This is a genomic window from Candidatus Zixiibacteriota bacterium (assembly GCA_019038695.1).
Taxonomy (GTDB): Bacteria; Zixibacteria; MSB-5A5; order GN15; family FEB-12; genus B120-G9.
The window spans coordinates 90790-117606 of the sequence record JAHOYZ010000007.1 but is presented as its reverse complement, the minus strand read 5'-3'; the positions used below and the strand labels follow the sequence as shown (position 1 = coordinate 117606).

The window sequence follows — 26817 nt, the reverse complement described above, 5'->3', positions numbered from 1 at the left end:
CAACTCCCGGCGGTTCTACCGCCATCGTAGAGACATCATTCCAAGTCTGATGCTGCCGGTAGAACGATTCTAAAAATCGCTCCACCGCTGTCAGCCATATCCACTTCAATCACTCCGTGGTGGCGTTCCACAATTCCCCAACTAACGGCCAATCCCAGACCGGAGGTTCCCTTGGTAGAAAAGAAAGGTTCGAATAGTTTGTCAATCAGGTTTTCCGGAATCCCGGGTCCGTCGTCCTCAACGGAAATCAAGCACTTGTCGCGCAGTCGATCATAGGTTGTGGACAGTTTGATGTTTCCTTTACCCTTCATGGCATCCTGAGCGTTGAGCATCAGGTTCAGCACCACTTGCTGAAGTTGGTAGAGATCACAGTTTACCCTCGGTACAGAAGGATCCAGTTGGCGGTCGATCGCGATGTCCCGAAATTGCGGAAGCCGTTCCACCAATGTCAGGGACTGGTCCACAATCCGGTTCAGTTCGATCAATTCCAGTTTAGGCGTTTCCTGGCGGGCAAAGTCAAGCAGGTTCCTCACGATGTCACGACAGCGCAGAGTTTCTCTGACAATGACTTTCAGGGACTCCTGATGGGGACTGGACTTGTCCAGTTCGTCCACCAGATCTTCCGCAAAGGCCAGCACACCGGTCAGGGGATTGTTGATTTCGTGGGCGACTCCGGCGGCCAGTTGACCCACTGCGGCCAGTTTTGCCGATTGAGCCAATTGGGTCTGCAAGTCTTTCTCCGAAGACACATCCCGCGAAATAGTACAAACGCCAATTGTAGTTCCTTTGTAGTCCTGAAGAGGAAACCGCAGGGTCTGGAAATAGTGTTCCTTGCCATCGACCTGGAAAACTTCATCATAGGTCTGGTGTTTGTTGGTGCGAAGTACTCTGGCGTCACGACGGCGGATATCGTCAGCCAGTTCCGGCGTCAATAGGTCTTCGGGGGTCTTACCGACAAATTCTTCAGGCGAGTGATTTAGCGCTTTGGCGCACACCGGGTTGACGATTACGTAACGACCCTGATGGTCCTTGATCGAAATCCAGTCATGGGCGGAGTCGATGAAGCCCCTGAAGCGCTGTTCGGCTGTTTCGATTTCATGCTGAAGTTTCACCCGTTCGGTAATGCGATGCCAGGTTCCCAGGACGGCTTCGATATTGCCACTGCGATTGAGGATAGGAACCCGCGATACTTCCCAGTAGGACATATTTGGTTCCTGGGTTTTCCATATCATTGTGTGCGGGCGGCCGGTGTGGTAGGCATCATCAAGTAGGTTGTTTGTCTCCCTACATTTTTCGGCTAGGCCGGTATTGACTAAGAGTTCCTCGCAGGTCAATCCCACTGCGTCCATCGGCGATATGCCGACAAAACGACAGAAACTGGCGTTGACTTTGATGGCTTTACGGTCTCGGTTGAACACGACCAATAGGTCGGGGATATTATCAACCAGGTTCTGAAGGAACAACCGTTCCGATTCGATGCGTTCTTCCAGGGCGGTGATTTCCTCCAAGCGGCTGATCGTCTCCTCCCGGGCATTGGCTACATCCCAGAACAGCCGTGCGGAAGTATGATCCATGAAAGTAACACCGATGGGGATCTTCTTGTGAATGTCATTTACCACCTGATCCTGTCCGGTTAGCTCGATTATCATTTCCAACCCGGGAAACGCTATACCGTCATCCATGCGTCCGGAAGTTTTAATCTCCTTCTCGCGGGCATATACCATTCCCGGCGCTGATGGGTCGGGATCGATGACACATACAATATCGAGAGCCAGTTCTTTGAGGTAGTCGCTGGTAGCCAGTCTGATAATTGCGCGTGCTCCCCGACCGCCGCCGATAATTACGGTCCTCATAACGTCACTTCTCCTGACTCATATGCATCGGCTTCACCCGCTTAGCTCCCGGTGAATTCTGTTTCAAGCATGTCCACATAGTCTTCTATCAGCTTTTCCATGCTGGAGTAGGTCTCAGTTGGATGAGCCACAAAGTGATTTAGTACTCTGTCCAGCTTGGGTGGAATATATGGGAAGAGTTTCTTAAGGTTCATAATGCGGTACTCGTAGAAAGCCGAAGCGTCGTCGCCGGTCAGGCTGCTTTTGACTTCGTCAGAGAACTTTTTATTTCGAAGCACATTGGCGAAGGAATTGATTCCTTTCCCAACGGCGTAGCTGATAATATTGCCGATTGACCAGACATCGAAATCAGCCACGTTCTGGTTCAGGTCGAAGTCAATCCATCGATATTGACCGGTGCTGGAATCAATGAGGATGTGATCATTACGGATGTCGCCATGGCAGGTGTCGTGCTGGTGTAGAAGAGCGATAGCCTCAAGGCAATCCGTGAGTTTGTGCAGGATGGAAGGAAGGTCTTCGTGGAAATATTGTTCGTGGGAATTATCAAGCTCATAGACATGGTTGAAAAGGCTTTTTCCACGAATGAAATCGATGACACGCACATTGTTGCCGCTGCTGTCAAAGAGCGTATAGCCTTGCATGAAGCGCATGTCGCCGTTTACCAGTTGTAGGACATCAGCCTCTTTCTGGGGACTTCGATAGCAATGAATTTTGAAAACGCCAATATGGACATTGAATTCTTCGTAGAATACAGTCTTGAGGATCTTGTGCTCGTTGGTTTTCATATCAATTGCTCCAAAGACCCAATATTTGGGCTGATGTTCAATACCAAAACGAGTTTCGTATCGGTTGCCCTTGATTAGAAGATCAATTCCCTCAATGCGTACGATGTCGCCGCGCTGGATGCGCATGCAGTCGGAGGTGTCGGTAACAAGCGAGATCTTCCCGGTTTCCCATCCGGTAAGTTCCGTGATGCGTTGGGCCAGCCTGCTTTGTTCGTTTGTGTCCACTATCGTGCTATCTCTCACTCAATGCGGCCGCGACCAGTTTCGGGCTGATCTGATTTGCTTATCCAACGTAAGGTTTCAGGCTCGGCGCAGGCAAGATTGTTTTATTACGCAGTCGTTGGCTCGGGAGGGAGTGGGAAAAACAAACTGCCGGTGCTATTTGAGCTTCTTATATGTAATGGTTCCGTCGGAACCTACAGCGTATACCCGGTTGTCAATACGACACATGTCCAATATGTGGAATGATATGGGAAGAAGCTCTTGTTTCCAGGTTTGCCCAGAATCGGTGGTATACATCATCATTGAATTCGGTCCCCCGATATAGCCGGACTGTTCATCGATCAACTCGGCAGTCACAAAGGTCGAGCTTTCGGTCTGAGTTACCATAGTCCAGGTCTTGCCGCTGTCATTTGAGATCGCGCACATTCCCCCGGGACCAGCCATCAGCCCGGTTTTACCGTACAGGGACAGAGCCCGTGCCTGCTTTTTGTCGAAGGTACTGGTTCTGGTCCAGGTTCGCCCCTGATTATTGGACCGTAGCAACTGATTGAAACTCGGGAAATATACGGCTCCATCAGCTCGTACGCATATCTCACTGTATCCAATTCCCATTGGCTCCAGCTTCTTCCAGGTAAGACCGCCATCGGTACTGCGGAAAGCAACTCCGGTTATTGGCATTTTTGCTGATCGATCAGCACCAATAGCCAGGGCAATTTGGGGTGCAAGCCACTCGATATCGAAAAAAATATGGGCGGTATCTCCGCTTGATACGTCCTGCCAGTTCGACCCGCCATCAGTAGTCAGATAAAGACTGCCGCGGCTGCCACACACCAGACCAGTGGTGCCGTTCAAAAATGAAATATCTTCCAGTTTCACTGTCGGATCAATACTTCCCTTGTGCCAGGTTTGCCCGGCATCCGCTGTTCTTGCCCAGCTACCATCGGCACTAACCACAAAGCCGGTGTCACGGTGTACAAAGGTCACGCCGGTCAGGGTCGCATCCAACTGAAAAGGAATTATCTGCCAGTCCTGAGCTGTTGCTGTGGTGGCGAACAACAAGACGATCGCTAATGCGAGTAAACTTAGTCTCTTCATATTTGTTTTAGATTGTCAAGCCGGTTGGGGCTTTGTAACATCTCTCTTAGTATAAGTTATTGCTACACTGAGTGAATTATACGTCAGCAGTGACGAAAGATCAACTGCGAACGTTACTAAGTGAGTTGTGACCAATGGTTGATGAGATAATAGTTGAGTTACAGAATGTCTATCATGGCTCCAAACGGGGTGAGCCTGTTTTTCAAAATCTGGACCTGACTCTCCGCGCTGGACAAACGGCGGTGGTGACTGGTGGTGCCGGGTCAGGAAAGACCTGTTTGGCGGCTCTCCTGGTGGGGACTGAGTTTGCTGACGAAGGTTTGGTCGAAGTGTTCGGTGAGGTTCTGCGTCCTCGACGCAACCTGGCAGTCAATCGGATACGGCGTCTTATTGGCGGGGTAGGAGGTATATTCGAGCTGGTTCCATCCATGACGGTGGCTGAGAACATTGTTTTCCCACTGGTAATTACGGGCATTGGTAGGAAGGAGAGGCAATCAAAGCTCCTAAAAATGCTGACCGAGTTTTCTTTGCTGAAAAAAGCGGCTGACTATCCCAATACTCTAACTCGAGTAGAACGCACTCTTGTACAGTTTGCCCGCGCCTCAATTGCCAATCAGCCGCTCCTGATAGTCGATGAGCCTGCGGCTGGCCTCGACCAATCCACAGCCGAGCGTGTCTTCGAGTTTCTATCACGGGCCTCTCTGGCGGGTCGGTCGCTGTTGATCCTTTGTTCGGAAGCTCCAGTTCATGACCTGCCCCAGAGCGATCTGTACCATATCGGCAATGGAGCCCTGACATGAGCCGAATAAACTACATTTTGCGTGAACTCGGTCGCAGTCTTTATCGTTTTCCTTTCACTGCTCTTGGTGCTTTGCTTTCGCTTTCTCTCCTGTATTTGCTGTTTGATATGTACTGGATCGCAGCAGGGACCACCGAACGTTTGTACACCCAGCTTCTTGCCGAGTTACGAATGGAGGCATTTGTGGTCGAGAATGTGCTTGAACCTGATATCCCGCAACTACAGGATGGCATCGCGAATACTGATGGCGTGATCGGGATCGAATATGTCTCCAAGGATAGGGCACGAGAGATTTTGCAGGAGATGCTCGGTACTGATCTGCTGATTGGTTATGATTCTGCTAATCCATTGCCCCGATCTTTCGTTTTGGAATTCGAATCCAATGCCCTCAACTCGGCAGACATGGCCTTGGTATGTGCATCGCTATCTGCTCGACCCGAAATAACCGATGTTTCGTATAGTAATCAGTGGCTCGAAAACACAGAACAGACGAGAATGATTATCCGGCAGGTTGGGCTGGCCCTTGGTGTACTGATTCTGCTGACCGCTATTATTAGTTCGGTCAACAATATTCGTCTGATGACACGTGCCCGGGCGGTTGGTTTTCAACAAATGCGTCTTCTGGGAGCCGGCAAGATGTTCCTGGCTTTTCCGTTTCTTATCAAGGGAATGCTGATAAGCGGTTTTTCTGCTGTGGCTGGTTGGCTGGCTATCAGTTATGGCAGTCGGCAGATAAGTCTGACTCAAATTGAAATTGTCTATCCAACCTTCGAAGAGATAGTGATATTTTGTGCGTCTGCAGCCGTGCTTGGAATGATCAGTGGGTACATGGGGATTCGGAGGTTGCTTAAATAGTTATGCCGCGCAGTTTCCTGCCATTCTTGCTAATTGGGCTGGGACTTGTGACAGTCGCAACGAGGGCCGATGATCGTGACAAGATGATTGATCAGAAGTCTGAGTTGGAGACGATTCAGGCTGAAGTCAACAGGAGTCAGAAGCGATTGGATTCGCTCAAGGGTGAAGAGGTCGCGGCTCAGCGGCAAGTATCGGACCTTGATCAACGCATTACTACCAACCAGAAGGTTATCCGGCGTTTGAACAATCAGATAGCGACCGTACGCAAGAACGTCGGTGGAGCGGAGGATGAACTAGCCCAGAACCAGGACCGGCTTGACCAGACACGCCGTCGTTATCTTGGAGACGTTCGTCATTTCTATCTCCGGTGTGTACAGGAGACCCGCAGTGGCCTCTGGAAGAAGCCTATGGCAGAGGTCAAGGATATGCGCGAGAGTGTATACCTTGCCGCATTGGCTGGCTTTAAGACTAACATCATTGATCAGGCGGCATCTTCGGTTTCACATACTGCTGACCGTCTTGACCAATTGACTGGTGAACAACGTCGCGTTTCCTCGTTGAAAAAGGACAAAGAAGTAGCCACAGCTTTGGAAAAAAGCAGAAAGTCCAAAGAAGAAAAATCGCTCGATGCATTACGTCGGCAGAAGATGGCAGAAGGGGACAGGATGCTGACATTACAACAGGCAGCGGAAGAGATAGAGCGAGTAATTGCCAGATTGGAAGACGAACGACGGCGAAAGCAACGGGTGAGCAATCAACCTCATCCGGGGCCGTCTGTTTTTGCCACCCTCAAGGGGCAGTTGGGACGTCCATTTCGAGGCAAGATAGTAGTTCCGTTTGGTTCGGCCCGGGATCCCATTACCAACCTTGAATCGTTTTCTCCCGGCATTACCATTAAGGGCCGCCCATCGGGGCCGGTGGTGGCTGTGACAGGTGGGAACGTAGCCTATGTCGGCAGTTTGCGAGGTTATGGTAATTTCATTATCATTAATCATGATGACCAGTATTACACCACTTATGGCGGTCTCGGGAAAACGGCTGTGAAGCAGGGAGAATACGTTCCCACCGAAGCCGTTTTGGCGGTTTCTGGTGATGATGGACAGGTCAAGTTTGAGATAAGATTCGGACGTGAGCCACTCGACCCGGTGAAATGGATCAGGATTGATGCCTATTGATATTACGCAACTCCAGCCGCAGGCATGGACTATTCTCGCCAGATCATTTCAATCCGAACGTCTGGCTGGTACATACCTGTTGTCGGGTCCGGACGGTTGTGGTCGCTGGGCGTTGGCTATGTCGCTGGCTTCGCTGATAAATTGCGAGAATATCATTGATGATAAGGCCTCCAGCTTGCCTCGAAGTTGTGGAGAATGCCGCAACTGTCGCGCCATCCGGGGATATAATTTTGAAGGTCAGCATTTTGCTGTACCTCTTCCACCGCACAAGAAAGCAGATGAAGCTATTGATCTGACCAATCAATTTCTGGTGGTCAAACAGGCTGATCCGTTCGCAATGCCATCATCGTCGGCAAATATTACCATACCCATTGATGTTGCCCGACGTATCAAGCGTTCTCTGGCTATGCGAGCGCCGGAAGGTATTCATCGTTTCATAGTTTTCCACCAGATGGAACGAATGCTCGCATCATCGGCTGACGCCCTTTTGAAGTTGATCGAGGAACCACCAGCGGACACGGTGATTATTCTTACTACTGAGAATCCCGAACGACTGCTGCCGACCATTCAGTCGCGTTCGCAGAATATCAGGCTGCGTCGAACCCCAACCGATGTTCTTGCGAAGTATTTGCAGGAAAATTGTTCGATCCAGAGAAGTAAGGCAGATCTGTTGGCTCGAGTATCACAGGGCAATGTGGGGCAGGCGATGGCGATGGTGGAATCTGATGCTGAGGATGGGCATCTCCAACGAGGAGTTGGAATGCAGCTTTTTCGTTCGCTGGTAGAGGACTCCTCTTCCGAAATCATCGCCCGGGTGACGAATGCAATCGGACCACGCAATAGGTCTGAGGCGCTGGAGTTACTTCGTCTGTGGCAATCCTTTATCTGTGACTGTGCCGGATTAGCTGTTGCTCCGGATCAGGCGGAACTGACAAACATCGATTTCGACAGTGAACTTAGACGTCTGGCTCACATGTTTACCACTCCCGATCTGGGAGCTCGACTCGCTGCTCAGATCAAGATAACCCTTGCCGACCTGCGGCGTAATGTGCATATTCACGGCTCATTGGCCGCTTTGGTCTTGCGATTAAAGGCCGAAATGACCCTTATGCCTTAGGTGCAGTACACTATGTTTGCCGTCCGGAGTTCGTTATGGCTGAGTTATATCTGGTAGAGTTCAAGGGCCACCGCACTGAGTTTTTCTTCAATTCCTACTACCATGATCTCAGTACCGCCGATTTTGTTATCGTTGAAGTTGAACGTGGTGAGGATCTGGGACGTGTAAAGCGGAAAATCAGTACCGACATTGATCTTTCCAAGGCAAACCGACCCCGATCTATTCTCCGTCGCGCTTCGGATGAGGATACCGCCAGAGGGAACACTTTGGCTAAACAGGAGCAGGCATATAAGGCCGAGGTGATCGAAATCATAACACGTCACGGTTTGCCTATGAAAGTAATAGACGTGGAGTGTCAATTCGACGGCAACAAAATGACCATTAATTTTACAGCCGATCATCGCGTTGATTTCCGAGGTCTTGTCAAGGATCTGGCCTCCCGTTATCGCACCCGGATTGAATTGCGCCAGATCGGTGTAAGGGATGAGGCGCGTCGTGTTGGCGGCTACGGAATGTGTGGACGGCTCCAGTGCTGCAGTTCTTTCATTCGCAACTTCGAGCCTATTTCAACTCAGCACGCACGCGAGCAAGACCTGCCTCTCAACCCGGCCAAGATTTCGGGCAACTGCGGGCGACTGTTGTGCTGTCTTCGCTATGAAGCTGAGTTCTATACGGATGTGAAGCGCAAATTCCCTTCTCCCGGCACTTGTGTTCGAACCAAGGGGGGGAGCGGTATTATCGAACGCATTGATGTATTCAAGGAAGAGGCTGTAATTCGCGATCAAGACAGAATGCTCTTCCGCTGCGGTTGCGCTGACATACTTCCGCAGTCCAGTGAAGGACGCGAGAAGAAACCAGGCCAGCATCCGCCAAAATCCAGGTCACAGGTTGACGCTCCTGCTGGTAACAAGAAATCGAATGCGCCGAACGACAAGGCAAGCGACAAGAATAACCAGTAATCCAACGGAGGCACGCTTTGAGCAAGCCTTTCTATATTACCACGCCAATATATTATATCAATGGCCGCCCCCACATTGGACAAGCCTATACCACCGTGGCGGCCGATGTCATAACCCGTTTCCATCGGTTGAGTGGACGGGAAACATTCTTTCTTACCGGTACTGACGAACACGGGACAAAGATCGCGGAAGCGGCCGCAAAAGAAGGTATTCCCGAGATAGAGTTTTGCGATCGCATTGTCGAGATGTTCAAGGAAACGTGGAAGAACCTCCTTATTGAGACAGACGATTTTATTCGAACCACCTCCCCGCGACACGAGCAGGCTGTCAACAAGATTCTCAAGGTGATGAAAGAGGCCAGGACTGACGACGGGCAGGAGGCTATCTATGAAGGATTCTATGAAGGTCTGTACTGCAATGGGTGCGAGGCGTTTGTTACCGAAAAGGAACTGGTCGATGGAGTTTGTCCCCATCACAACCAGCCGCCGGAGAAGGTTCGGGAGAAGAACTATTTCTTCCGTCTGACCGCCTACCTGCCCAAAATCAAGGAGAAGATCGAATCAGGCGAACTGAAGATTAAGCCGGAGTCCCGTCGACGTGAAGTGCTTGGATTGATCAATCAGAATCTACCCGATTTTTCACTTTCGAGGGAATCGGTCAAGTGGGGCATTCCGCTCTCGTTTGATGAATCGCAGGTCGCTTATGTCTGGGTCGATGCCCTCAGCAACTACATTTCGGCGATTGGCTACGGTGACGATCCGGCTATGTTTGACAGGTGGTGGAACAGCAGTGAGGTCGTTCACCTCATGGCCAAGGACATTCTCAAGTTCCATTGTCTGTACTGGCCGGCGATGCTGATGGCGGCCGGGATCAAGTTGCCGGATACTCTGTTTCTGCATGGTTTCTTCACCGTCGATGGCAAGAAGATGTCCAAGACTCTGGGCAACATGATTGACCCCAACGATATGGTGGCCGAGTTCGGTCCCGATGCTACCCGCTATCTTCTGTTGACGCAATATCCATTTGGCGCCGATGGTGATATCCAGGCCAGTCATTTTATCACTCAGCATAACGCTGACCTGGCCAACGATCTGGGTAATCTTGTTTCGCGCGTGGTCAAGATGGTAGCAGTCAATTTCGATTCGGCGCTTCCGGGGCCTTACAGGGAAATCGAGGGCTTGCAGGAATTGATGAACAAGGCGGACACGCTGCCGGGCAAAGCGTACCAACATATACTTCATTATGAACTTGGTCAGGCAATTACCGCGGCAATGGATCTGGTACGAGCCACCAACAAGTTCTTCAATGATCGCGCTCCCTGGATCCTAGCCAAAGAAGGAAAGAAAGAAGAACTCGGCGGAGTTCTCTATGCCTGTTGTGAGGTCATTCGTATTGTATCGATTATCTTGTTCCCGGTAATGCCGGGTAAGATGCGGGAGATTCGATCGGTCTTCGGGCTGGATGATTCTACCCTGACTCTCGAAAGTGCGCGCAAGTTCTTTGAGTTGGAGCCAGGTACGGCGATCAAACTCGGCGATCCTGTTTTCCCGCGGCTCAAGCCCAAGAAAGCTGATGAATCTACCCCGACCGATAACACTCCAGCGACCGAGGGCTTGCTGGACATTGCGGATGTTACGCGGGTGCAGATGAGAGTGGCAAAAGTCATCAAAGCGGAGGTAGTTCCCGACGCAGACAAACTACTCAAGCTGCAGATTGATCTGGGAAACGAAAAACGTCAGATCGTCGCCGGGGTGGCTCAGCATTACACGCCTGAGAAGATTACCGGTATGAGTATTATTGTCATTGTTAATCTAAAACCGGCAACCATCCGGGGGGTCGAGTCCAACGGCATGCTGTTGGCGGCCAAGAAGGGCAAGAAGCTGTGCCTGGTGATATCGGACGGTGATCTTCCACCTGGGGCTAAGATTAGCTGATGATCGACTCGCACTGCCATCTCGACTTTGATGCTTTTGACGGTCGGCGCGAGCAGGTCATCACTGATGCGCACCGGGCTGGCGTTCATACGATTATTAACATCGGCGTTGACGGACCTTCGTCGGAACGATCCATTGAGCTTGCCGAAGAGCATGAGGGGATCTATGCAACGGTCGGATTTCATCCGCACGATGCGACCAAACTTGATGCTGACAACATCGCCCGTTTGCATGAGTGGACCAACCACAAGAAGGTGGTTGCTATCGGCGAGATTGGCCTTGATTTCTACCACGATCACTCACCGCGACCGATTCAGAAGAAAGCTTTCCACAGCCAGTTGGAACTGGCGGCGGAATTGAAGATGCCGGTTGTTATTCACACCCGTGATGCTTTTACAGAGACAATGGAAATCGTTCGCGACATTGCCCGTGATATCCCCGGTGGGGTGTTTCATTGCTTCCCTGGCAGTGTAGACGAGGCTTTGGAGGTTTTCTCTATTGGCTTTGTGATTGGTATTGGCGGCGCCGTTACACGCCAGAACTCGCCCATGGGGGAGACTGCGGCCGGGATTCCACTTGATAAGATTATCCTGGAGACCGACGCCCCTTATCAGAAACCCGCTCGCTATAAAGAACGCCATAACTGTCCGGCTACGATCAGAACCGTGTGCGAAAAACTGGCCGAGTTGCATGGAACCGATATGACCGAAGTTGAGAAGATCACCGACCGAACCTGTCAGAAGCTATTCCGACTGGTCGATGTTTTCGGGACGTAGGGCATGCCCGGATACCATGCGAAAAAACGTCTGGGGCAGAACTTCCTGAAATCGCGGGAGATAATCGAGCGCATTGTCGAATTGGTAGCCCCGACACAGGGTGACAGCATTATCGAAATCGGGCCGGGGCGGGGATCACTGACGCTTCCCTTGGCGGAATCAGGGGCAAGTATTACAGCTGTAGAATTTGACCGGGACGTAATCGGCTATCTTGAGAAGTTACTGCGGAAGTGGCCGAATGCGAAAATTGTAAACCAGGATTTCCTGTCCTTTGATCCCGGTGAGGCGGGTGAAGGACCCCACAAGCTGATTGGAAATCTTCCGTACAATATCACTTCTCCGGCGCTTGCCTGGGTAACTGAGAATCGAAAATCAGTCCATCGGGCTGTCTTTATGGTGCAAAAAGAGGTCGGTCAACGTGTGGCCGCTTCCCCTGGCAACAAGAACTGGTCGCCATTGTCGATTTTCACTCAGCTATCTTTTGATGTACATCTCTGTTTTGATGTTGCACCGGAGCATTTTCAGCCGCCACCTAAAGTGACTTCCTGCGTGATAGAGTTGACACCCATCAAGAAACCTGTTGCGGTTGTTCATGAGCAACTCTTCGAGCGTGTTGTGCGGACAGGGTTTCGTCAACGTCGTAAGCTACTTAGTAACAACCTGGCTCCGGACCTTCTACCCGATACGGGGTCAGTTCGGAAGTTACTTGCACAAGCTGGTTTGGCTGAGGATGTCCGTGCGGAAGAAGTCTCAATAGCGGGTTTTTTGAAATTGACCGAGTGTTTAGCGGTTATTAGTATGCCGTAAGCTACAGTCTGGCGTATAATAATAAGTCAGACCAATAAAGCAAATGGGAGGAATACGTGCCGCTCTTATCTGTAAATGTTGATATGGTTGCTGCCACCCGTGAAATCCGGCGTCTATCGGAACCTGATCCAGCCCAGGCCGCTGTGCTGGCCGAGTTGGGAGGGGCCGATGGATTGGCCCTTCAACTTCGTCGTGACCGAAAGTATGTGCGGGACCGCGATCTGTATTTGCTCAAAGGCGTGACCAAAACCAGGTTGACAATCGAAATGCCCCCGGTTGATGACATTATTACTATGGCACTTGAGGTCAAGCCATGGATGGTCACTCTGGTGGCTGATCATGCCGACAGTACCAATCCTGTCTCGACCATTGGTTTTACGGTAGCGCCGGTGGACTTTGGCGATATCACTGCCCGCTTCAACGCCGTAGGAGTGAATGTTGGCTTCTTCGTCGAGCCGGACACCGATCAGATCAAGGCGGCTTCCAAGGCGGATGCAACGGCGGTTCTAATAAGTTGTGCCGGGTATACCGGAGCGAGGACACTTGTTGAAGCCCAGGCAGAGCTTGACCGTCTGGACAAGGCTGTTCAATGTGCGGCCAAGGCGGGTTTGGAAGTACACTGTGGTCGGGGCGTCACTTACAAGAATGTTACTCCGCTCGTGGAACTGGGCTATGTCGATGAATTTGTAGTCGGCCACGCGATCTGCTGCCGGGCGCTGCTGGTTGGCTTCGAACGGGCAGTACGCGAGATGATCGAACTGCTCCGGCTGCCGTCGGGGACCCACTAATAGCGACTATGCCCGACAAGCCTGACAACAGTGTGGCCGTGACTATTGAGGTGGCGGAGGAAGAGCTACCCCAGAGACTCGACCGTTTTCTGGCCTCGCATCCTGATCTTGACCTTACTCGCAGTCGGGTGCAGAGACTTATTGCCGAGGGGTTGGTAGAAGTCAATGGACAGCCGGCTTTAAAAAAATATTCGGTCCGACCGGGGGATGAGTTATCGCTGACAATTCCTCCCTTGCCTCCTCGTGAGGCAGTGGCGGAAGAAATCCCACTCGACGTTATCTTCGAGGACGACCATCTCATTGTCGTTAACAAACCGTCCGGGTTGGTAACCCATCCGGGTGTTGGCAACCGCACCGGCACCCTGGTCAACGCCTTGATGTTTCGTTATGGTTCTTTAGCCACCGGTTCGACGGCGGATCGCCCCGGCGTTGTTCATCGTCTCGACAAGAACACATCAGGCTTGCTGATTGTAGCCCGGACGGATGAGGTCTTACTAAAGCTTCAACGGCAACTTCAGGAGCGCGAAATCAAACGTCAATACCTGGCATTGGTATGTGGTCATGTGAAGGATGACAGCGGCACGATTGATGCGCCTATTGGTCGATCATTGAGAGATCGAAAGAAGATGGCCGTTACCGATATCAACAGTCGAGAGGCTGTTACCGAGTATCGGCTAATAAATCGGTTCACTTCCTATGACCTGATCGAGGCCTCTCTGCAGACTGGTCGGACGCACCAGATACGAGTGCATTTCGCGTATCTTGGCCACCCGGTGCTTGGTGATCCGGATTATGGTGGCCGGGAGAAATGGGTGCGGGGGATGTTTGCCCCCGAACGTCCTCTCGCGCGAAATATATTGGATACCCTCCCCCGGCAGGCGTTGCATGCCTACCAGCTTTCTTTTGAGCACCCCATGACCGGTGTGAAGGTGGCGCTCAGGTCCGATTTGCCGGATGATTTTCAGAATGTTCTTGATATTTTGCGCACAGAGCAACAGGAACCGGATTGAACAAATGACTTACGAAGGAGAGATACATCATGGCTAACGGGATCTTTGTAACTGCTATCAATTGTATGGACGGCCGCACTCAATTGCCGGTGAATGAGTGGCTAAGGACCCAATTCAAGGCTGATTACGTTGACACTATCACCGAGCCGGGACCGGACAAAATTCTGAGCGAGCCGGCAAATCCACTGGCGGATTCGATCAAGAATCGCGTGCTGATCTCAGTTGAGAAACACGGATCGAAAGTGATTGCAATTGTGGCTCATGGTGGTTGCGCCGGGAATCCGGTCACAAAAGAAGAACACCTGGAGATGGTCAAAAAGGCGGTGGCAACGGTGGCCGGGTGGGTAGAGGGCGTGACCGTCCTTGGATTGTGGCTTGATGATTCGGATTGGGTGGTTAAGAAGATCTGTTAGGCAAGGTCTTGTTGACGACTCGCGTATGATGAATCGGGAGAGTTAGGTTCAGGATTTCGATCCGTCGCCGGAGTCGGACTGGTCAGTTTCCGGTTCGTTGATATGTTCCTCGACGAAGAACAACGGTTTTTCATCAACGATCCGGTATTCATCCTTCACAAAGCGAATAACGGCGAAAGCCCGGGCTTGTCCGGTGGCTATGATGGCCAGGAAGTAGCCCACGACTGAGGTGAAGATCATAAACAGGATCAGAGTCATAAGATAACCTGCGCCGGAGTCACCGCTACCCCGGGTCCACTGCGCAACCGAAAACGACCAATCCACCCCAGGGAAGACCCCAAGGGTCTCTCTGACAAAATCAGAGTTGACTGGTAAATGCGAAAGCCCGGCACGAACCAGATCGGTGGCTCTGTCTCCAGCTGTAAGCGAGGCACACCATGTGAAGAGTTGGACCGCTCGATAACAGAAATAGGCATAGACGAAACTGGCCAGCTTGGCGACAACAAGACCGTAGGCTGTGTACAAAAGCCAGCGCACCGGCTGACGAATTATTGTAGAGAACGTCATCAGGATGGCGCTGAAGGCCTCTTTCGTTCGTTCTGAAGCTGCTACTGCCGGCAGCAATACAACCGAGCTCACCCAGACGAACATGATGAAAACGGTAAACAATGCGACGATGAAGCCCGGCACCAGGAATGTCAGGGCAAATATCCACTCACCGACATACGGGATTCTCGTAGCCAACCCCAAGAGCAAAACCAACCCGACGATGATTGTGAGAAAGACCGCAATTGATATTTCCGATACGAACAACTGACCGAGCCGCTGAAAACTGAAACGGATCGCACCGGTGGCGGAGAAAAAGCGATTGCCACGAATCTGCTCGATTTCGATAGCTGCCACGCCGAACAATCCCAGCATGGTCGACATTAGCCCCAGGACAATGCCAACGCCATATAGCAGACCGGCTGCGAAAGAGCCAAACTTGAACCAGGCGAGTGGAAGAAAGCCATACAATCCCCAATACGAACTCAGCGACTCGCCGTCAACAGCCAACGCCGCATACACAAACAAATCGTATACCAACAATCCGACACACAGGAAGAATGTCATCACCAGAATACGTTTGGCCGACAGTGCTCGCGCCGGGATGGCGAGGATATCACGGTAGTCATGGTGGAGGGATGATTCCATGCCTCAAGGTCGTAAGCCGCGACCAGTTATGTCAAGTCAATACTGTCGGTAGGGGAGAGGTGGCTATTGCCTGCCGATTGCGGAGGAAACTACAATCCGAACTTGCGCCACCGAGCTATGACTGATTCTACAAACTCACCGACCTGGGCTACTACTTGCTCTCGATACTGTCGGGCTCGGTCAACATCGAACTCGGGGTATCCTTCATTTTCCTTGTAGAGCAAAATTGTCCCTGGTACCGGATAGACATCGGCACCGGGTACAAAGGTATACGCCATCTCGGGATCGTAAGCCTGTTCATCAACGAGGTCCGGATCGACCGCCATCACCATCGCGGTCTCATCGGTTCCGCCGTGGCCACCGACATGACCGAAAAATTCTTCAGTCATTTTGCCGCACAATGCCCACCAATGAATCACGCCGATATTGGCGCGGTGCTTTTTGTGAAAATCATGGGCCACAGTTTTCAGGGAAGAGTTGTTCCCTCCATGACCGTTCATGATAATGATATTCTTAAACCCGGTCTCGGTCAGAGAAGTGAGGACATCAAACAGGTAGGCTTCGAAATTCTCGGGCTTAATGGTCAACCCGCCGCTGTAACGATAGAGCGACTTGGTGATGCCATAGTTAATGGTGGGAGCAATCAGCGCTTCGACACGTTCGGCAATACCGTCGGCGATATTCTCAGGAATGAAATTGTCGGTTCCCACACACGATGACCCATGTGCTTCAACCGTACCCACCGGGAGAATCGCGGTATCAATCTTGTCTGGAACGAGCTCCTTGATCTCCGGCCAGTTCAGGCGTTGTAATTGTCGTTCCATAATGATCGATCAGCCCAGCTTGGCCAGAATGCGTTCCATAACAACTTCTGTTTCTCGGGCGGAAGTATCATCACCTTCGAATCGATACTGGTTGATGTCACGGACCATCAGTTCCAGCTCATCCGGGCTTTCGACACAGTACCAGATTTCAAGTTCAGACCAGGCCAGACCTTTAGTGCTGAAGGTTTCGGACACACTCGAATAGATAGTTGGTGATTTCCAGTCAAACTCAGCCAGGTCGATCTTGGTTCCCTTGGACATGCCGATTACATAATAACGTCCTTCGGGAGTAGGGCCGAAAACGGCGTCTCCCTTGGATAGCATCTTAATGGCCATTTTCAGCTTTGGGGCGTGAACGGTGGGCGTACGGCTTCCAATCACCAGTACTTGTTCGTAGCCAGCCTTGAAGCAGTTCGAAAAGACGCTTTTAAGACGAACGCCCCAACTATCTTTTTTCAGCTTAAATGACTGGAACCTCTTCTTGAACGCTGTGGCTTCTTTCCCTGACAGTTTCTTTGAAATATAGGCGGTGACTATTTCGACCAGACGCCGTCGATCCGGCTGATCAATGTAGTACAGTTGGACATCGCATCCGGGGGTCTCCAGGGCATGCCCAATTGTGTCAGTAATGAAAGCCTGGTGCAAAAAGCGAAGCTCATCTCCCTGGATGGCTCCGAGATCCATCGAGGATCCGTCTTCACTTGGTTCCTGGATACAAATGGCAATAACGGTCTTGTTCTTTTTTGCTGTCGTCATAGTAGTATTCTTCTTTGTTTTCCTCATCAAACTGATGGGAATATACGATCACCTGTGGGGTCAGTCAAGAGACCGAATCGGCAAATACGAAAGAAACACGATAATTTGATGCTTACTTGATTTGGCGCAACTCAGCAATCATGTCATCGGGATCAACAACACCCTGCAAAACCCGTTTGACGTTACCATCGGAACCGATTAGCAGCGTCGTAGGCAGCGAATAATGCTTCATATTAAATCGTTCCATGAAATTCAAAGTCGTGGGTGTCCCGGCTTTTTCCAATTGAACTTTAATTGCCACAAACCGTTGTAGCGCGGTTGCCACGTCAGGATTACCGAATGTCTTCTTATCAAGAACACGACAGTTCGCACACCATGTTGCCCACGTGTCAACCAGCACCGGTCGTCCCTCGGTAGCCGCCTTCGCAAGTCCCCGGTCGAGATCAGTTTCCCAGTGAATAAGCTCTGTATTGGCTCCCCTCTCCGATTGGCTGGTTGACGGCAACCATTCATCAGCCGGAGGCCAAATCAACCCCTGAGATATAATCGTTCCCCCCAGTAAATAGAAACCTACCAGCAGAGCGAGAAGGCCAAGCAATTTCTTGAGTCGCACGAAGAACGATGCCTCGGAAGTCAGTCGGTCAAGACCACCGCCGAAGACACCATAACTAACCAGTAACAAACCGGTCAGGAGGGCTGCAACTGTGGGGGAGATTATGGTACGAAGGAAGTACAATGCCATCAGAAGGAGGATGAATCCGAAAAACTTCTTGACCGATTCCATCCATGCGCCCGATCCCGGCAGGTTATTGATAGCGGACGAGAAAGTCGCAACAAGGACATACAGCGTTCCTAAGCCGAGGGCAAAAACAAATAGAACAAGGAATCCAATAACTGGCGATCCGCTTAAGGCGACATAGAGAAGAATCCCAGCCACAAACGGACCGACGCACGGTGATACAACCAGTGCCGCTACAATACCCAGCAAGATTGAACTGCCGATCCCGGTTTCCTTTGTCTTTGTCCCCATCATCTGGCGAAGTGCTGATGGCACTTGCAGTTCAAACAGTCCAAACATTGAGAGAGCGAAAACAATAAAGATGATTGCGATGCCGATCACCACTGGTGTACTGGCCAGCCAGGCTCCAAATACGCCGCCGACCAGAGATACAACCAGTCCCATGATCCCGTATACGAATGCCATTGATCCCACATAGACCAGAGACAACATAAACCCGCGCCAGACACTTCTACTCTGCCCTGCGAATACGCTGACGGTAATTGGGATCATCGGGTATGTACACGGCGAGAACGAAAGTAGCAGTCCAGTGAGAAATGCCAGACCGAGGGCGATGACGTATCCCCAGGCTCCATAATCATCAATAAGACGCTGTATCTGGTTTTCCTCTACCGGGCCAGAAGTAGTTGCACCATCAGTCTCGGGAACATCTACCGCAGTTGCAAAGATATCTTCATGAGTCGGTCTACCTTCCTCACCGATAACGATATGCAGTGTGGCCTCTACCGTCTGTGGGGCGAGACACTGCTTGTCGTTGCATGGTTGGTAAGCAAAACGGATCGGCAGGTCGTACTCTCCGTCAGCAAGATCTGGTGCCAGTGTAACAGAAAACGGAATGATGACCTTGTTGCTATACGTTGACATTATTGACCCGGCCAAATCAAACTCATGACCGGCAGGATAGACTATGCTGTGAGGGGTCAGGTTCGGGAGGCTGTCGATCTCCAGCTTGGCGGGAATCAGCCAGTCTTCATGCGGTGTGGCCGAATTGATATGCCACTTGGGCAGAATGATAGCCGTTGCGGCGGCTGAATAAGTCTTTCCGGGCAAAGCGGAGGAGATAGAGAAAACTGCCTCGAGGACGACAAACTCCTCGTCAAAATCGTTCCCAACAGAACCACCGGCAGAAAAATCCATCTGCGCGGTAGACTGTGTTATGGTAAAGCAAACGATAAGAAGTAATGCTATTGCGACAGGTCGCAATTTACGCATAAACCCGAGTATACTCATGAAAATCAGTGTCCTAAATCGAAAGTTGATGTTACGAGCAAATCAATCAAGAGAGATTCCATTCAATGAGGGAACAATGATGATTACTTCCTGGCAAGAGAAAAGTGTCTATCTATTTAGTAATCACAGTGTGCGGGGGCAATGCGTGAAGCGAAACTGGCAATGGAAGCGCGGCCCGAAAGGCTTTGGGAGTTTCTCTGGTTGGCGGCTCAAACACTATGACCTTATCCTATGTGTCGAATGGTTCGGCGTAATCCGATTATTTCATTGAAGTTGATTTGATCCGGTTCAGGATTTCGTCCTTTATCAGATTGGTCAATTTTTCACTATCAATTTTGTCAATGATGATCTGTGCTATTCTTTCCCCGATGTCTTTCGCCATTCTTCGGGTGAATAGCTCTACCTGTGATGGTGTCAGTTGCTCAAACGTCTCTTCCCAGGCAGTTTCGACTGAAGAATCTTCTTGCTCGACTGAAGTCGTACTCGATGATGGGGATTCTGATTCGTCTGAATGGAATTTCTCAACTTCACGTCTGAATTCACTAATAAATTTGTTTACGCCATCGGGTTGCGCTGCATTGTTGGGTACACCGCTTTCTACTGGCGTAATTGGGTCCATCGTTTCCGAAGGATCTTCGAAGGTCAACTTGTGGTCATCCCCCGATGGAATGCTTGTCACCGAAAGTGAAGAAGATGGCTCAGGGGTATCGTTTTGCATTTCACTGATGAACCACTCGTAGTCGTGATCGGCGTGCGGACTATTCGGAGTTGATTTCATGTCCCCCACGCTATACTGATCCTGATTCTCGAGGATGTCTAACTTTCCTGTAGAGGAAGACTTGGGAGCACGAGATGTTTTGGTCTTCGGACGGTGGATATCTGTCTGATCCTCGGTGATTATGATTGACTCAATGCGCCCGCTCTGATCGGACTTGTCCGGATCACCCGTTTCCTCAGAGTGCTCCCCGATAGGCACGCCCTTGGTCTGGCTTAAAATTTCCGATTCCATAACATCAATCTGGTCCAGTCCCAAAGCTGCGTCAAGCAATTCGTCATCCAATTCAGACTGAGCCAGGGGGTCAACATTTCCAGCTGGTGAATCCGTTTCAGGGGAAGTCTGACCGGAGAAAACTCTCGCTTTCTCGGCGAGGTCTTTGGAATCGACTGGGCGACGGATTATGATTTCATCTGGATACGGCAGGTCAGAATTGGTACTGTCGGCGAACAGCATGAGAGGAATAGTGCGGGTTTTGTTGCTGGACTGTAAACACTGGTGAAGACTCCGATTTCCATGGCCTGGCATCTCTGCTCCGGCAATAATCAAGTCAGGGCGACTTACCTCCAGAACTTCAAGCGCTTTCTCTCCCGTACTGACTGATATGACTTCAAACCCGTTTTGCCTTAATACCATTTCAGCAACACCACGGGTGGCATCCGATTGTTCCGCCAACAGTATTTTTTTATGCATAAGTGTTACCTGTCCTCTGCCGAATTTTCTTCGGAAAGATGCAACGATGCTTCTTCCAACAGTTTTCTCTCAGCAGCACTGATATTTTCGATTCCCACCTCATTGATCTTATCCAGCACATCATCAACACGTTTCATGATATTCTCAGCCTTCTGGCGGTTTTTCTGCTGTTTCGATTCCTGCCGCCGACGCCGAAAATTGCGAAAAAAGCCAGAGATCAATCTCGGACGCCAGTCAGTTTTAAGGTAGACGAATGCGAAAACTGCTCCCCCGAGGTGGGCCATATGTGCGATATTGCCTCCCCCGGCAAGAAAACCCAATAACATGATGGCCGGAATAGCCCATTTTACCTTGACTGGAAAAAGGAAGTAGATGTAGAGTTTTCGTTCAGGAAACATCAGCCAGTATGCTATGAGCACGCCATAGATAGCTGCCGAAGCCCCGACTACGGGAACCATCTGGGATGAACTAACGATCAATGTTAATACCGCACCGGCCAGTCCGGCCAGCAAGTAGAATCGGCCAAACGTACGGCTTCTCCAGGTCAACTCTATCTCAGTTCCAAACATCCAGAGCACAAACATGTTGAAGAAGAGGTGCCAGAAGCCACCATGCAAAAACATGTAGGTGAAGGGCTGATAAATCTTATTGGGAAAATCACCAAAGAACTCAGCCGGGATTAGACCCAGCACTCTGGTCACTTGGGGATACACTGCCTGAAGCAGAAACATCGCCACATTGGCGACCAGCATCGCCTTGATAAATGGGGAGATCATCCCCGGACCGATGCGAAAACCGCCCAAACCTGACTTTTTGCCTTCGAAAGGATTCATTGTAATACTATATCGACAACAATGTAAAAACGATTAGCTGGCATACGGATAGCTAACCCCGAAGGACGGCCTATTTGTCCGATCCGTTCTCCGAGCAAGACCCGCATTTATCATCCTCCACCGGAAGATCAGGGTTGCCGTGATTTCACCCGAAGCCTGCTTTGCCCAGCACTTTGGTAACCAGCATCAGTGCGGCTCCACCAAGGATTACCGCCATTATCAGGTCTATCCAGGTCATTTCATACTTCTTCCTACCGGTACCTACAAAATTGAGCCACCAGCCATCTAGCCGATGGCTTTCTCCAGTTTGGAGACCAACTGTGCTTTCGGAATGGCGCCGATGACACGGTCGATTTCCTCACCGTTCTTGAAGAAAAGCAGGGCCGGAATCGACATGATTCCATATTTGGCCGCAGTAGCATTATTGGAATCAACATCAACCTTGACGACTTTTAGGGTATCCGTGTATTCATCGGCCACCTCGTCCAGGAGCGGAGCGATCATCTTACAAGGTCCACACCACGTAGCCCAAAAATCGACAACGACCAGCTTATCAGCTTTTAGAACTTCCTGCTCAAACAAATCGTCAGTAACCGTCATAGCCTTACTCATTCTTGCTATCCTCCAAATACAATAACACTTCTTTTCTGCCAGTTCTAACACCCGACAAAGCACAATGTTCCACCTTGGTCAAGGTGACAATGTGGGGCATCCTCAGCCGGACCTATCGATCCGTCAGGATGGATGCATTATACCGCCTTTGCTGATGGTATCAAAGCATGAAATTACCGACGGTGGAGAGGAACAAAACTCCAGGAGGAATCCTATTTGATCGCGTACTTGCTGGCTGGTTGATCAGAACGTGTTCTGGAAAATGCCCGGACCTGGTCGGCAAAAGCCTCAAGTCTGGTTTCTTCTCCTGAATCCCGTAGCCCTTCATAGCTGATGTTCAGCCAGGGTACCCGGCCCATGTCTTCGGATACCTGACGCGACAACGAACTGACGACCGTCCCCGGCATACAGTTAAACGGCATAGCGTTGACGATCCCCGAGGCTCCCGACTGAACCATTTCGATAGCTTTCCCGACCGACAGGATTGCCTCCCCCTTGACATCCAGAGGGAGATACCTGGAGGCCAGACGCAAGACGCTCCCGACCGGGGCATCTTCGGTCAGATCAAAATGTCGCCCGAAGGCGGCCATCATCCGGTGTTCCATGTACTGTTGCGACAGGATCTGAATGTTGCTTTTGAGTACCCCTTTCAGGTCCCGGTTGATTACTGAGTCGCGACGAAAAGTGTACGAGGTATACAGAGGCCATTCGGTGAAAGTTGCGAGCCGGATCATTAGCCCCAGCTTCTCAAGTTTCTCAATTAGGTGGTTGTTAGAGAATCGATTATTGCGTAGGAAAATCTCTCCAACGACACCAACCAGAGGGTGACACTCGTCTGACAGCTCTATCATGGCGAATTCACCAGCGACCTCTGAAGCCAGATCAGCCAGCGATTCGTCGTTCTTTATGGCGAGTCCCAGCCTTTGAATGGAGCTGTAATATAACTGTTCGGCAGTGCCGGTCTGTATCTCCCTCGGACGAACCTGATGAAGCATTTTGGTCAGACAATCCAGGAATACGAACCCACGCCAGGTTATCTTGCGGAACTCAGTTCCATCCAGACCGAAACCGGCATAACCGTCATTTGAGTTGGGGGAGAAGATTGGAATATCCGAATAGCCGAGATCATCAAGCACAATTCTGTGGAACTGACGATACAACCCGAACCGACAGGGGCCATCTGCCCCCGGCATAAAAAAGACCGAACGCTTATGATCAAAATTATCGGATCGGATTTTCTTGATCATATCCCCGGTAGTGATTACGCACGGGAAGCACTCCTTGCCGGTCGTAAATTTCTTACCGTAATCCAGAGTCAGATCATCCGGCTCATCCAGTACTTCTGCGGTCAGCCCGAAGCGTTGGAAACCTGCCGCCAGGACGTAGGCATGGTCACACATATTGGGGATATAGATTGTCTTCTCAAACGGTTTGAAATCGTCATGACGGATACTGAAACTCGTTACCGGCAGACGGAACTTATAGAAACGCAGTGAGTCAATGAAGGCTTCACAGCGGGTCACCAGCCCGGCATCGGCGGAGTGCTCGTCGAGTTCCAGTTGCACATAAGGTTTGCCAGCCATCTGCTTGCGGAAGAAATGGGTAATAAACGAGTCAGGTCCACATCCAAAGGATGTAATCAGAACGGCAAACAGTTGGGGGTGTTTCCTGATATAATCAGCGGCGCTCAACAGTCGACGTCCATAGCGCCAGTACATGAACGGATAGTCGATCTCGGCCTCTTCCAGGGGAAGAAAGTCGAGAGGGATTGCTTTGAAACCGAGGTTCCGTATCTTCTCAGGAATCTCCAGCGACAATCGCTTGTCCGAACCGTTGTACGGTCGGCTTGTTACGACCAGCGCCTTTTCGTCAGGCTTCAGATCGCCAAGAATTTGCTGTCCCACATCGCGCATTCTCTTGCGGAACGAACCGTACGCTCGGGAACCGGCATCCACGGCTTGTCTGAACTCACGATCGGAAAGCCTGAAGTCTGTCGCCAGATTCTTCAGTTTGCGATAAAGACCGTCAGGGTTGGCACTGAGTGAAATTGCTGAATTAATTAGCTTGATACCGGTTGCGTCGAAATCAAACTGTGTTCGTACTGCAGAACCGATGCTCTGAACGTAGGGGCAAATGAAAGAACCTCGCTCATCTGTTTCAGTTTCATTGGCCACCCTTATCAAGGACGGCAGGAAGATGAAATCGACCTTTTTTCTGATCAATCGGGCAACATGGCCATAGACGAGCTTGATAGGAAAGCAAGTCTCGGCTGAGAAAAGTTCCAGGGCATCCTCTACAACGCGCGAACTGGACCTTCCAGAGTTGACGACCTGAAATCCGAGAGACTCAAAGAAGGCACGCCAGAAGGGATAATAGTCATAAAACTGCAAGACAATCGGCAGTCCCACCCGACCACGCTTTTTCCGGGGCTTTGTGCCGCGTTCGTATTTCGCAAACAGTAGTTTTTGGCGCAAGCCGGCATAGTTGGGCGGTAGCTCCCGGTCATTTTTCTTTTGTACGTCGTATTTTTCACACCGGGAGCCGTAGTAAAGAGGTTTCTCTCCGCCGACCGTCACAGTATGAATCTCGCACTGGTTAGAGCAATCTTCACAGGTAAAGGAATCAACTTCATACTTGTGTCGGTATAGATCGAAGCCCTTGAAGTTGGTGGCGAAGTTCGGTTCGGTATCTTTCTCCATGGCCAGAATCGCGGCCCCGATGGCACCGGTTACGTCGTGATGAGGCGGAACGGTGATTTTCTTTCGGGTCAGTTTTTCGAAGGCGGCCACGACTGCTTTATTCCATGCCACACCCCCCTGAAAGAAGATATGATCGCCGATGCGACGATCTCCGACAACCTTGGTCAGGTAGTTGGAAGCGATTGAGTATGCCAGTCCGGCCAGTATGTCATCTTTACTGGCGCCACTGCGCTGGTGGGCAACCAGGTCTGACTCCATGAAAACGGTGCAGCGTTCACCGCATCCTACCGGGCAACCAGCCTTCAGGGCACGTTCGCCAAACTCCTTTTCGATGTTGATACTGAGCTTCTCTGCCTGTTCCTGAAGAAACGAGCCGGTACCTGCCGCACATGCTTTATTCATCTCAAAATCGACAACGGCACGATCTTCGATGGCAACGTACTTGGAATCCTGACCGCCTATCTCGAAGATGGTATCCACGGTTGGATCAATGCTGACTGCTGCAGTTGCCTGAGCAGTGATTTCATTGCGGACGATATCAGCGCCGACGAAGTCTCCTGTTAAATAGCGACCGGAACCAGTAGTTCCTACCGCACGGACATTTACGCGCGCTCCGATTTCACCGCCGATTTCCTTCAGGCCGCGTCGCACAGCGTCGATAGGTCTTCCCTCGGTCATTAGGTAGCGCCGAGCGATCACGCGATGATCACGGTCGATCAAAACCAGATTGGTTGAAAGTGAGCCGACGTCCAGACCGAGAAAAACATCAAGGCCATCAGCTACTAAGGGGCGTTGGGCCTGGGTTATACCATAGTGCTTGTTGTCGGGGAAGTCGAAAGAAAGTCTCGCTCGTCCTGACGGTGTTACCGTACGATGATTGAGATAACGCTCCAGATCGTCAGTATCGAGGCTGCACTTAGCTCTTTCGTCGTCAGCAGCCAGGAGGGCCGCTCCAGCTGCACCAATAACGTTGAAATGTTCAGGAATGATAAGTTCACCCGGTGGCAGGCCCAGAACTTCGGTGAAAGCTCGTATCATCCCGGGGTTGGCTGCCACGCCGCCCTCGAAGGCAATCGGTTCGCTAAGAGTTTTGCCCCGTGCAATCGAGCTTTTGAAATTTCTGGCGACCGCAAAGCAAAGCCCCGCAACAATGTCGAAGTCCGGGGTGGCAACCTGTTGTAGATGGATCATGTCTGACTTGGCGAACACTGAACAGCGACCGGCGATACGGGGTGGGTTTTTGGATTTCAGCGCCAGCTGTCCAAACTCATCTTCAATGGAGATGCAAAGCCGTCCTGCCTGCTGGTCCAGAAATGAGCCTGTCCCGGCAGCACACTGGGCGTTCATAGCGAAGTCTTCAACCGTCCCTGTACGTCCATCGAGAAGAAGTAGTTTGGAATCCTCACCACCCATCTCAATCACGGTTCTCACCTGTGGAGCGAGTGACTGGTTCCCTCGGGCTAAACTGGCTATCTCACCATAGAAAGTGCCGCCCAACAAGGACTGAGCGGTCTTGCCACCAATGCCAGTCAGTCCCAGATTTATAGAAGATCCCGCCAGGTCACCAAAATCGTCGCGCAGAAGTCGACACAGCACTTCAAATGGCCTTCCGTGAAAACGACGGTAGACTTCATGGACAATCTGATTGTGGTCTGTCAGGACGAGCTTAACAGAAACCGAACCGATGTCAATGCCGAGTGATAAGTGTGTTTTACCCACGGCGACAATAACTATCGACAACCAAAGGTCCGCAAGCTAATTGTTGTACGCCAGAGGAATGTTTGATGTTGTTTTGGTGCGGCCAGACGGTATAT

General features: G+C 50.9%; 22 protein-coding genes. 11 read left to right on the top strand and 11 right to left on the bottom strand.

The window, feature by feature from the left end; genetic code table 11:
• Positions 1 to 35: 35 nt before the first annotated feature.
• The 3 genes from KOO62_02505 to KOO62_02495 all read right to left on the bottom strand — a co-directional run bounded on the left by KOO62_02505 (position 36) and on the right by KOO62_02495 (position 3955).
• Positions 36 to 1853, bottom strand: a complete 1818-nt coding sequence (locus KOO62_02505) for a PAS domain-containing protein (GenBank protein ID MBU8932856.1) — start codon at positions 1851 to 1853, stop codon at positions 36 to 38.
• Between the two features lie 41 nt (positions 1854 to 1894).
• A complete protein-coding gene (locus KOO62_02500; GenBank protein MBU8932855.1) occupies positions 1895 to 2863 on the bottom strand; it encodes a hypothetical protein in 969 nt (322 codons plus the stop codon).
• A 153-nt stretch (positions 2864 to 3016) separates the two neighbouring features.
• The gene (locus tag KOO62_02495; protein MBU8932854.1) at positions 3017 to 3955 is read right to left on the bottom strand and encodes a hypothetical protein; all 939 of its coding nucleotides are present in this window, start codon (positions 3953 to 3955) and stop codon (positions 3017 to 3019) included.
• A gap of 134 nt (positions 3956 to 4089) precedes the next feature.
• On the opposite strand from KOO62_02495, the gene KOO62_02490 reads away from it, so the two are divergent.
• Genes KOO62_02490 through KOO62_02440 form a run of 11 tightly spaced genes read left to right on the top strand, consistent with a single transcriptional unit; the run spans position 4090 to position 14588 of the window.
• Positions 4090 to 4755 (top strand): ATP-binding cassette domain-containing protein, encoded by a 666-nt coding sequence (locus KOO62_02490; GenBank protein MBU8932853.1) that lies wholly within the window; start codon positions 4090 to 4092, stop codon positions 4753 to 4755.
• Positions 4752 to 5609: a permease-like cell division protein FtsX gene (locus tag KOO62_02485; GenBank protein MBU8932852.1), complete on the top strand. Its 858-nt coding sequence runs from the start codon at positions 4752 to 4754 to the stop codon at positions 5607 to 5609. Before KOO62_02490 ends, KOO62_02485 begins: the two co-directional genes overlap by 4 nt.
• Before the next feature lie 2 nt (positions 5610 to 5611).
• On the top strand, positions 5612 to 6784 hold the full coding sequence (locus tag KOO62_02480) for a peptidoglycan DD-metalloendopeptidase family protein (protein ID MBU8932851.1): 1173 nt from the start codon (positions 5612 to 5614) through the stop codon (positions 6782 to 6784).
• Positions 6774 to 7901: a hypothetical protein gene (locus KOO62_02475; GenBank protein ID MBU8932850.1), complete on the top strand. Its 1128-nt coding sequence runs from the start codon at positions 6774 to 6776 to the stop codon at positions 7899 to 7901. The genes KOO62_02480 and KOO62_02475 overlap by 11 nt, the downstream gene beginning before the upstream one ends.
• A gap of 35 nt (positions 7902 to 7936) precedes the next feature.
• A complete protein-coding gene (locus KOO62_02470; GenBank protein ID MBU8932849.1) occupies positions 7937 to 8860 on the top strand; it encodes a hypothetical protein in 924 nt (307 codons plus the stop codon).
• A 17-nt stretch (positions 8861 to 8877) separates the two neighbouring features.
• A complete protein-coding gene (gene metG, locus KOO62_02465; protein ID MBU8932848.1) occupies positions 8878 to 10794 on the top strand; it encodes a methionine--tRNA ligase in 1917 nt (638 codons plus the stop codon).
• Positions 10794 to 11570 (top strand): TatD family hydrolase, encoded by a 777-nt coding sequence (locus tag KOO62_02460; protein MBU8932847.1) that lies wholly within the window; start codon positions 10794 to 10796, stop codon positions 11568 to 11570. Before metG ends, KOO62_02460 begins: the two co-directional genes overlap by 1 nt.
• A gap of 3 nt (positions 11571 to 11573) precedes the next feature.
• A complete protein-coding gene (rsmA, locus tag KOO62_02455; GenBank protein MBU8932846.1) occupies positions 11574 to 12377 on the top strand; it encodes a 16S rRNA (adenine(1518)-N(6)/adenine(1519)-N(6))-dimethyltransferase RsmA in 804 nt (267 codons plus the stop codon).
• Between the two features lie 56 nt (positions 12378 to 12433).
• Positions 12434 to 13165: a pyridoxine 5'-phosphate synthase gene (locus KOO62_02450; protein MBU8932845.1), complete on the top strand. Its 732-nt coding sequence runs from the start codon at positions 12434 to 12436 to the stop codon at positions 13163 to 13165.
• A gap of 8 nt (positions 13166 to 13173) precedes the next feature.
• Positions 13174 to 14175: an RluA family pseudouridine synthase gene (locus KOO62_02445; protein MBU8932844.1), complete on the top strand. Its 1002-nt coding sequence runs from the start codon at positions 13174 to 13176 to the stop codon at positions 14173 to 14175.
• Positions 14176 to 14204: 29 nt separating this feature from the next.
• A complete protein-coding gene (locus KOO62_02440; protein MBU8932843.1) occupies positions 14205 to 14588 on the top strand; it encodes a hypothetical protein in 384 nt (127 codons plus the stop codon).
• A 48-nt stretch (positions 14589 to 14636) separates the two neighbouring features.
• Here the strand turns inward: KOO62_02440 and KOO62_02435 are convergent, their stop codons facing one another.
• The 8 genes from KOO62_02435 to KOO62_02400 form a co-directional block, all read right to left on the bottom strand.
• Positions 14637 to 15782, bottom strand: coding sequence for a hypothetical protein (locus KOO62_02435; protein ID MBU8932842.1), 1146 nt, complete (start codon positions 15780 to 15782; stop codon positions 14637 to 14639).
• Positions 15783 to 15871: 89 nt separating this feature from the next.
• Positions 15872 to 16606: a creatininase family protein gene (locus KOO62_02430; protein ID MBU8932841.1), complete on the bottom strand. Its 735-nt coding sequence runs from the start codon at positions 16604 to 16606 to the stop codon at positions 15872 to 15874.
• Between the two features lie 9 nt (positions 16607 to 16615).
• Positions 16616 to 17362 (bottom strand): DUF2064 domain-containing protein, encoded by a 747-nt coding sequence (locus KOO62_02425; GenBank protein ID MBU8932840.1) that lies wholly within the window; start codon positions 17360 to 17362, stop codon positions 16616 to 16618.
• 112 nt (positions 17363 to 17474) lie between these two features.
• Positions 17475 to 19373, bottom strand: a complete 1899-nt coding sequence (locus KOO62_02420) for a thioredoxin family protein (GenBank protein ID MBU8932839.1) — start codon at positions 19371 to 19373, stop codon at positions 17475 to 17477.
• Positions 19374 to 19650: 277 nt separating this feature from the next.
• The gene (locus KOO62_02415) at positions 19651 to 20859 is read right to left on the bottom strand and encodes a hypothetical protein (GenBank protein ID MBU8932838.1); all 1209 of its coding nucleotides are present in this window, start codon (positions 20857 to 20859) and stop codon (positions 19651 to 19653) included.
• A 5-nt stretch (positions 20860 to 20864) separates the two neighbouring features.
• Positions 20865 to 21692 (bottom strand): rhomboid family intramembrane serine protease, encoded by an 828-nt coding sequence (locus KOO62_02410; GenBank protein ID MBU8932837.1) that lies wholly within the window; start codon positions 21690 to 21692, stop codon positions 20865 to 20867.
• A gap of 285 nt (positions 21693 to 21977) precedes the next feature.
• Positions 21978 to 22304: a thioredoxin gene (trxA, locus tag KOO62_02405; protein MBU8932836.1), complete on the bottom strand. Its 327-nt coding sequence runs from the start codon at positions 22302 to 22304 to the stop codon at positions 21978 to 21980.
• A 212-nt stretch (positions 22305 to 22516) separates the two neighbouring features.
• Positions 22517 to 26722, bottom strand: a complete 4206-nt coding sequence (locus KOO62_02400) for a CoA activase (protein MBU8932835.1) — start codon at positions 26720 to 26722, stop codon at positions 22517 to 22519.
• Positions 26723 to 26817: the final 95 nt, after the last annotated feature.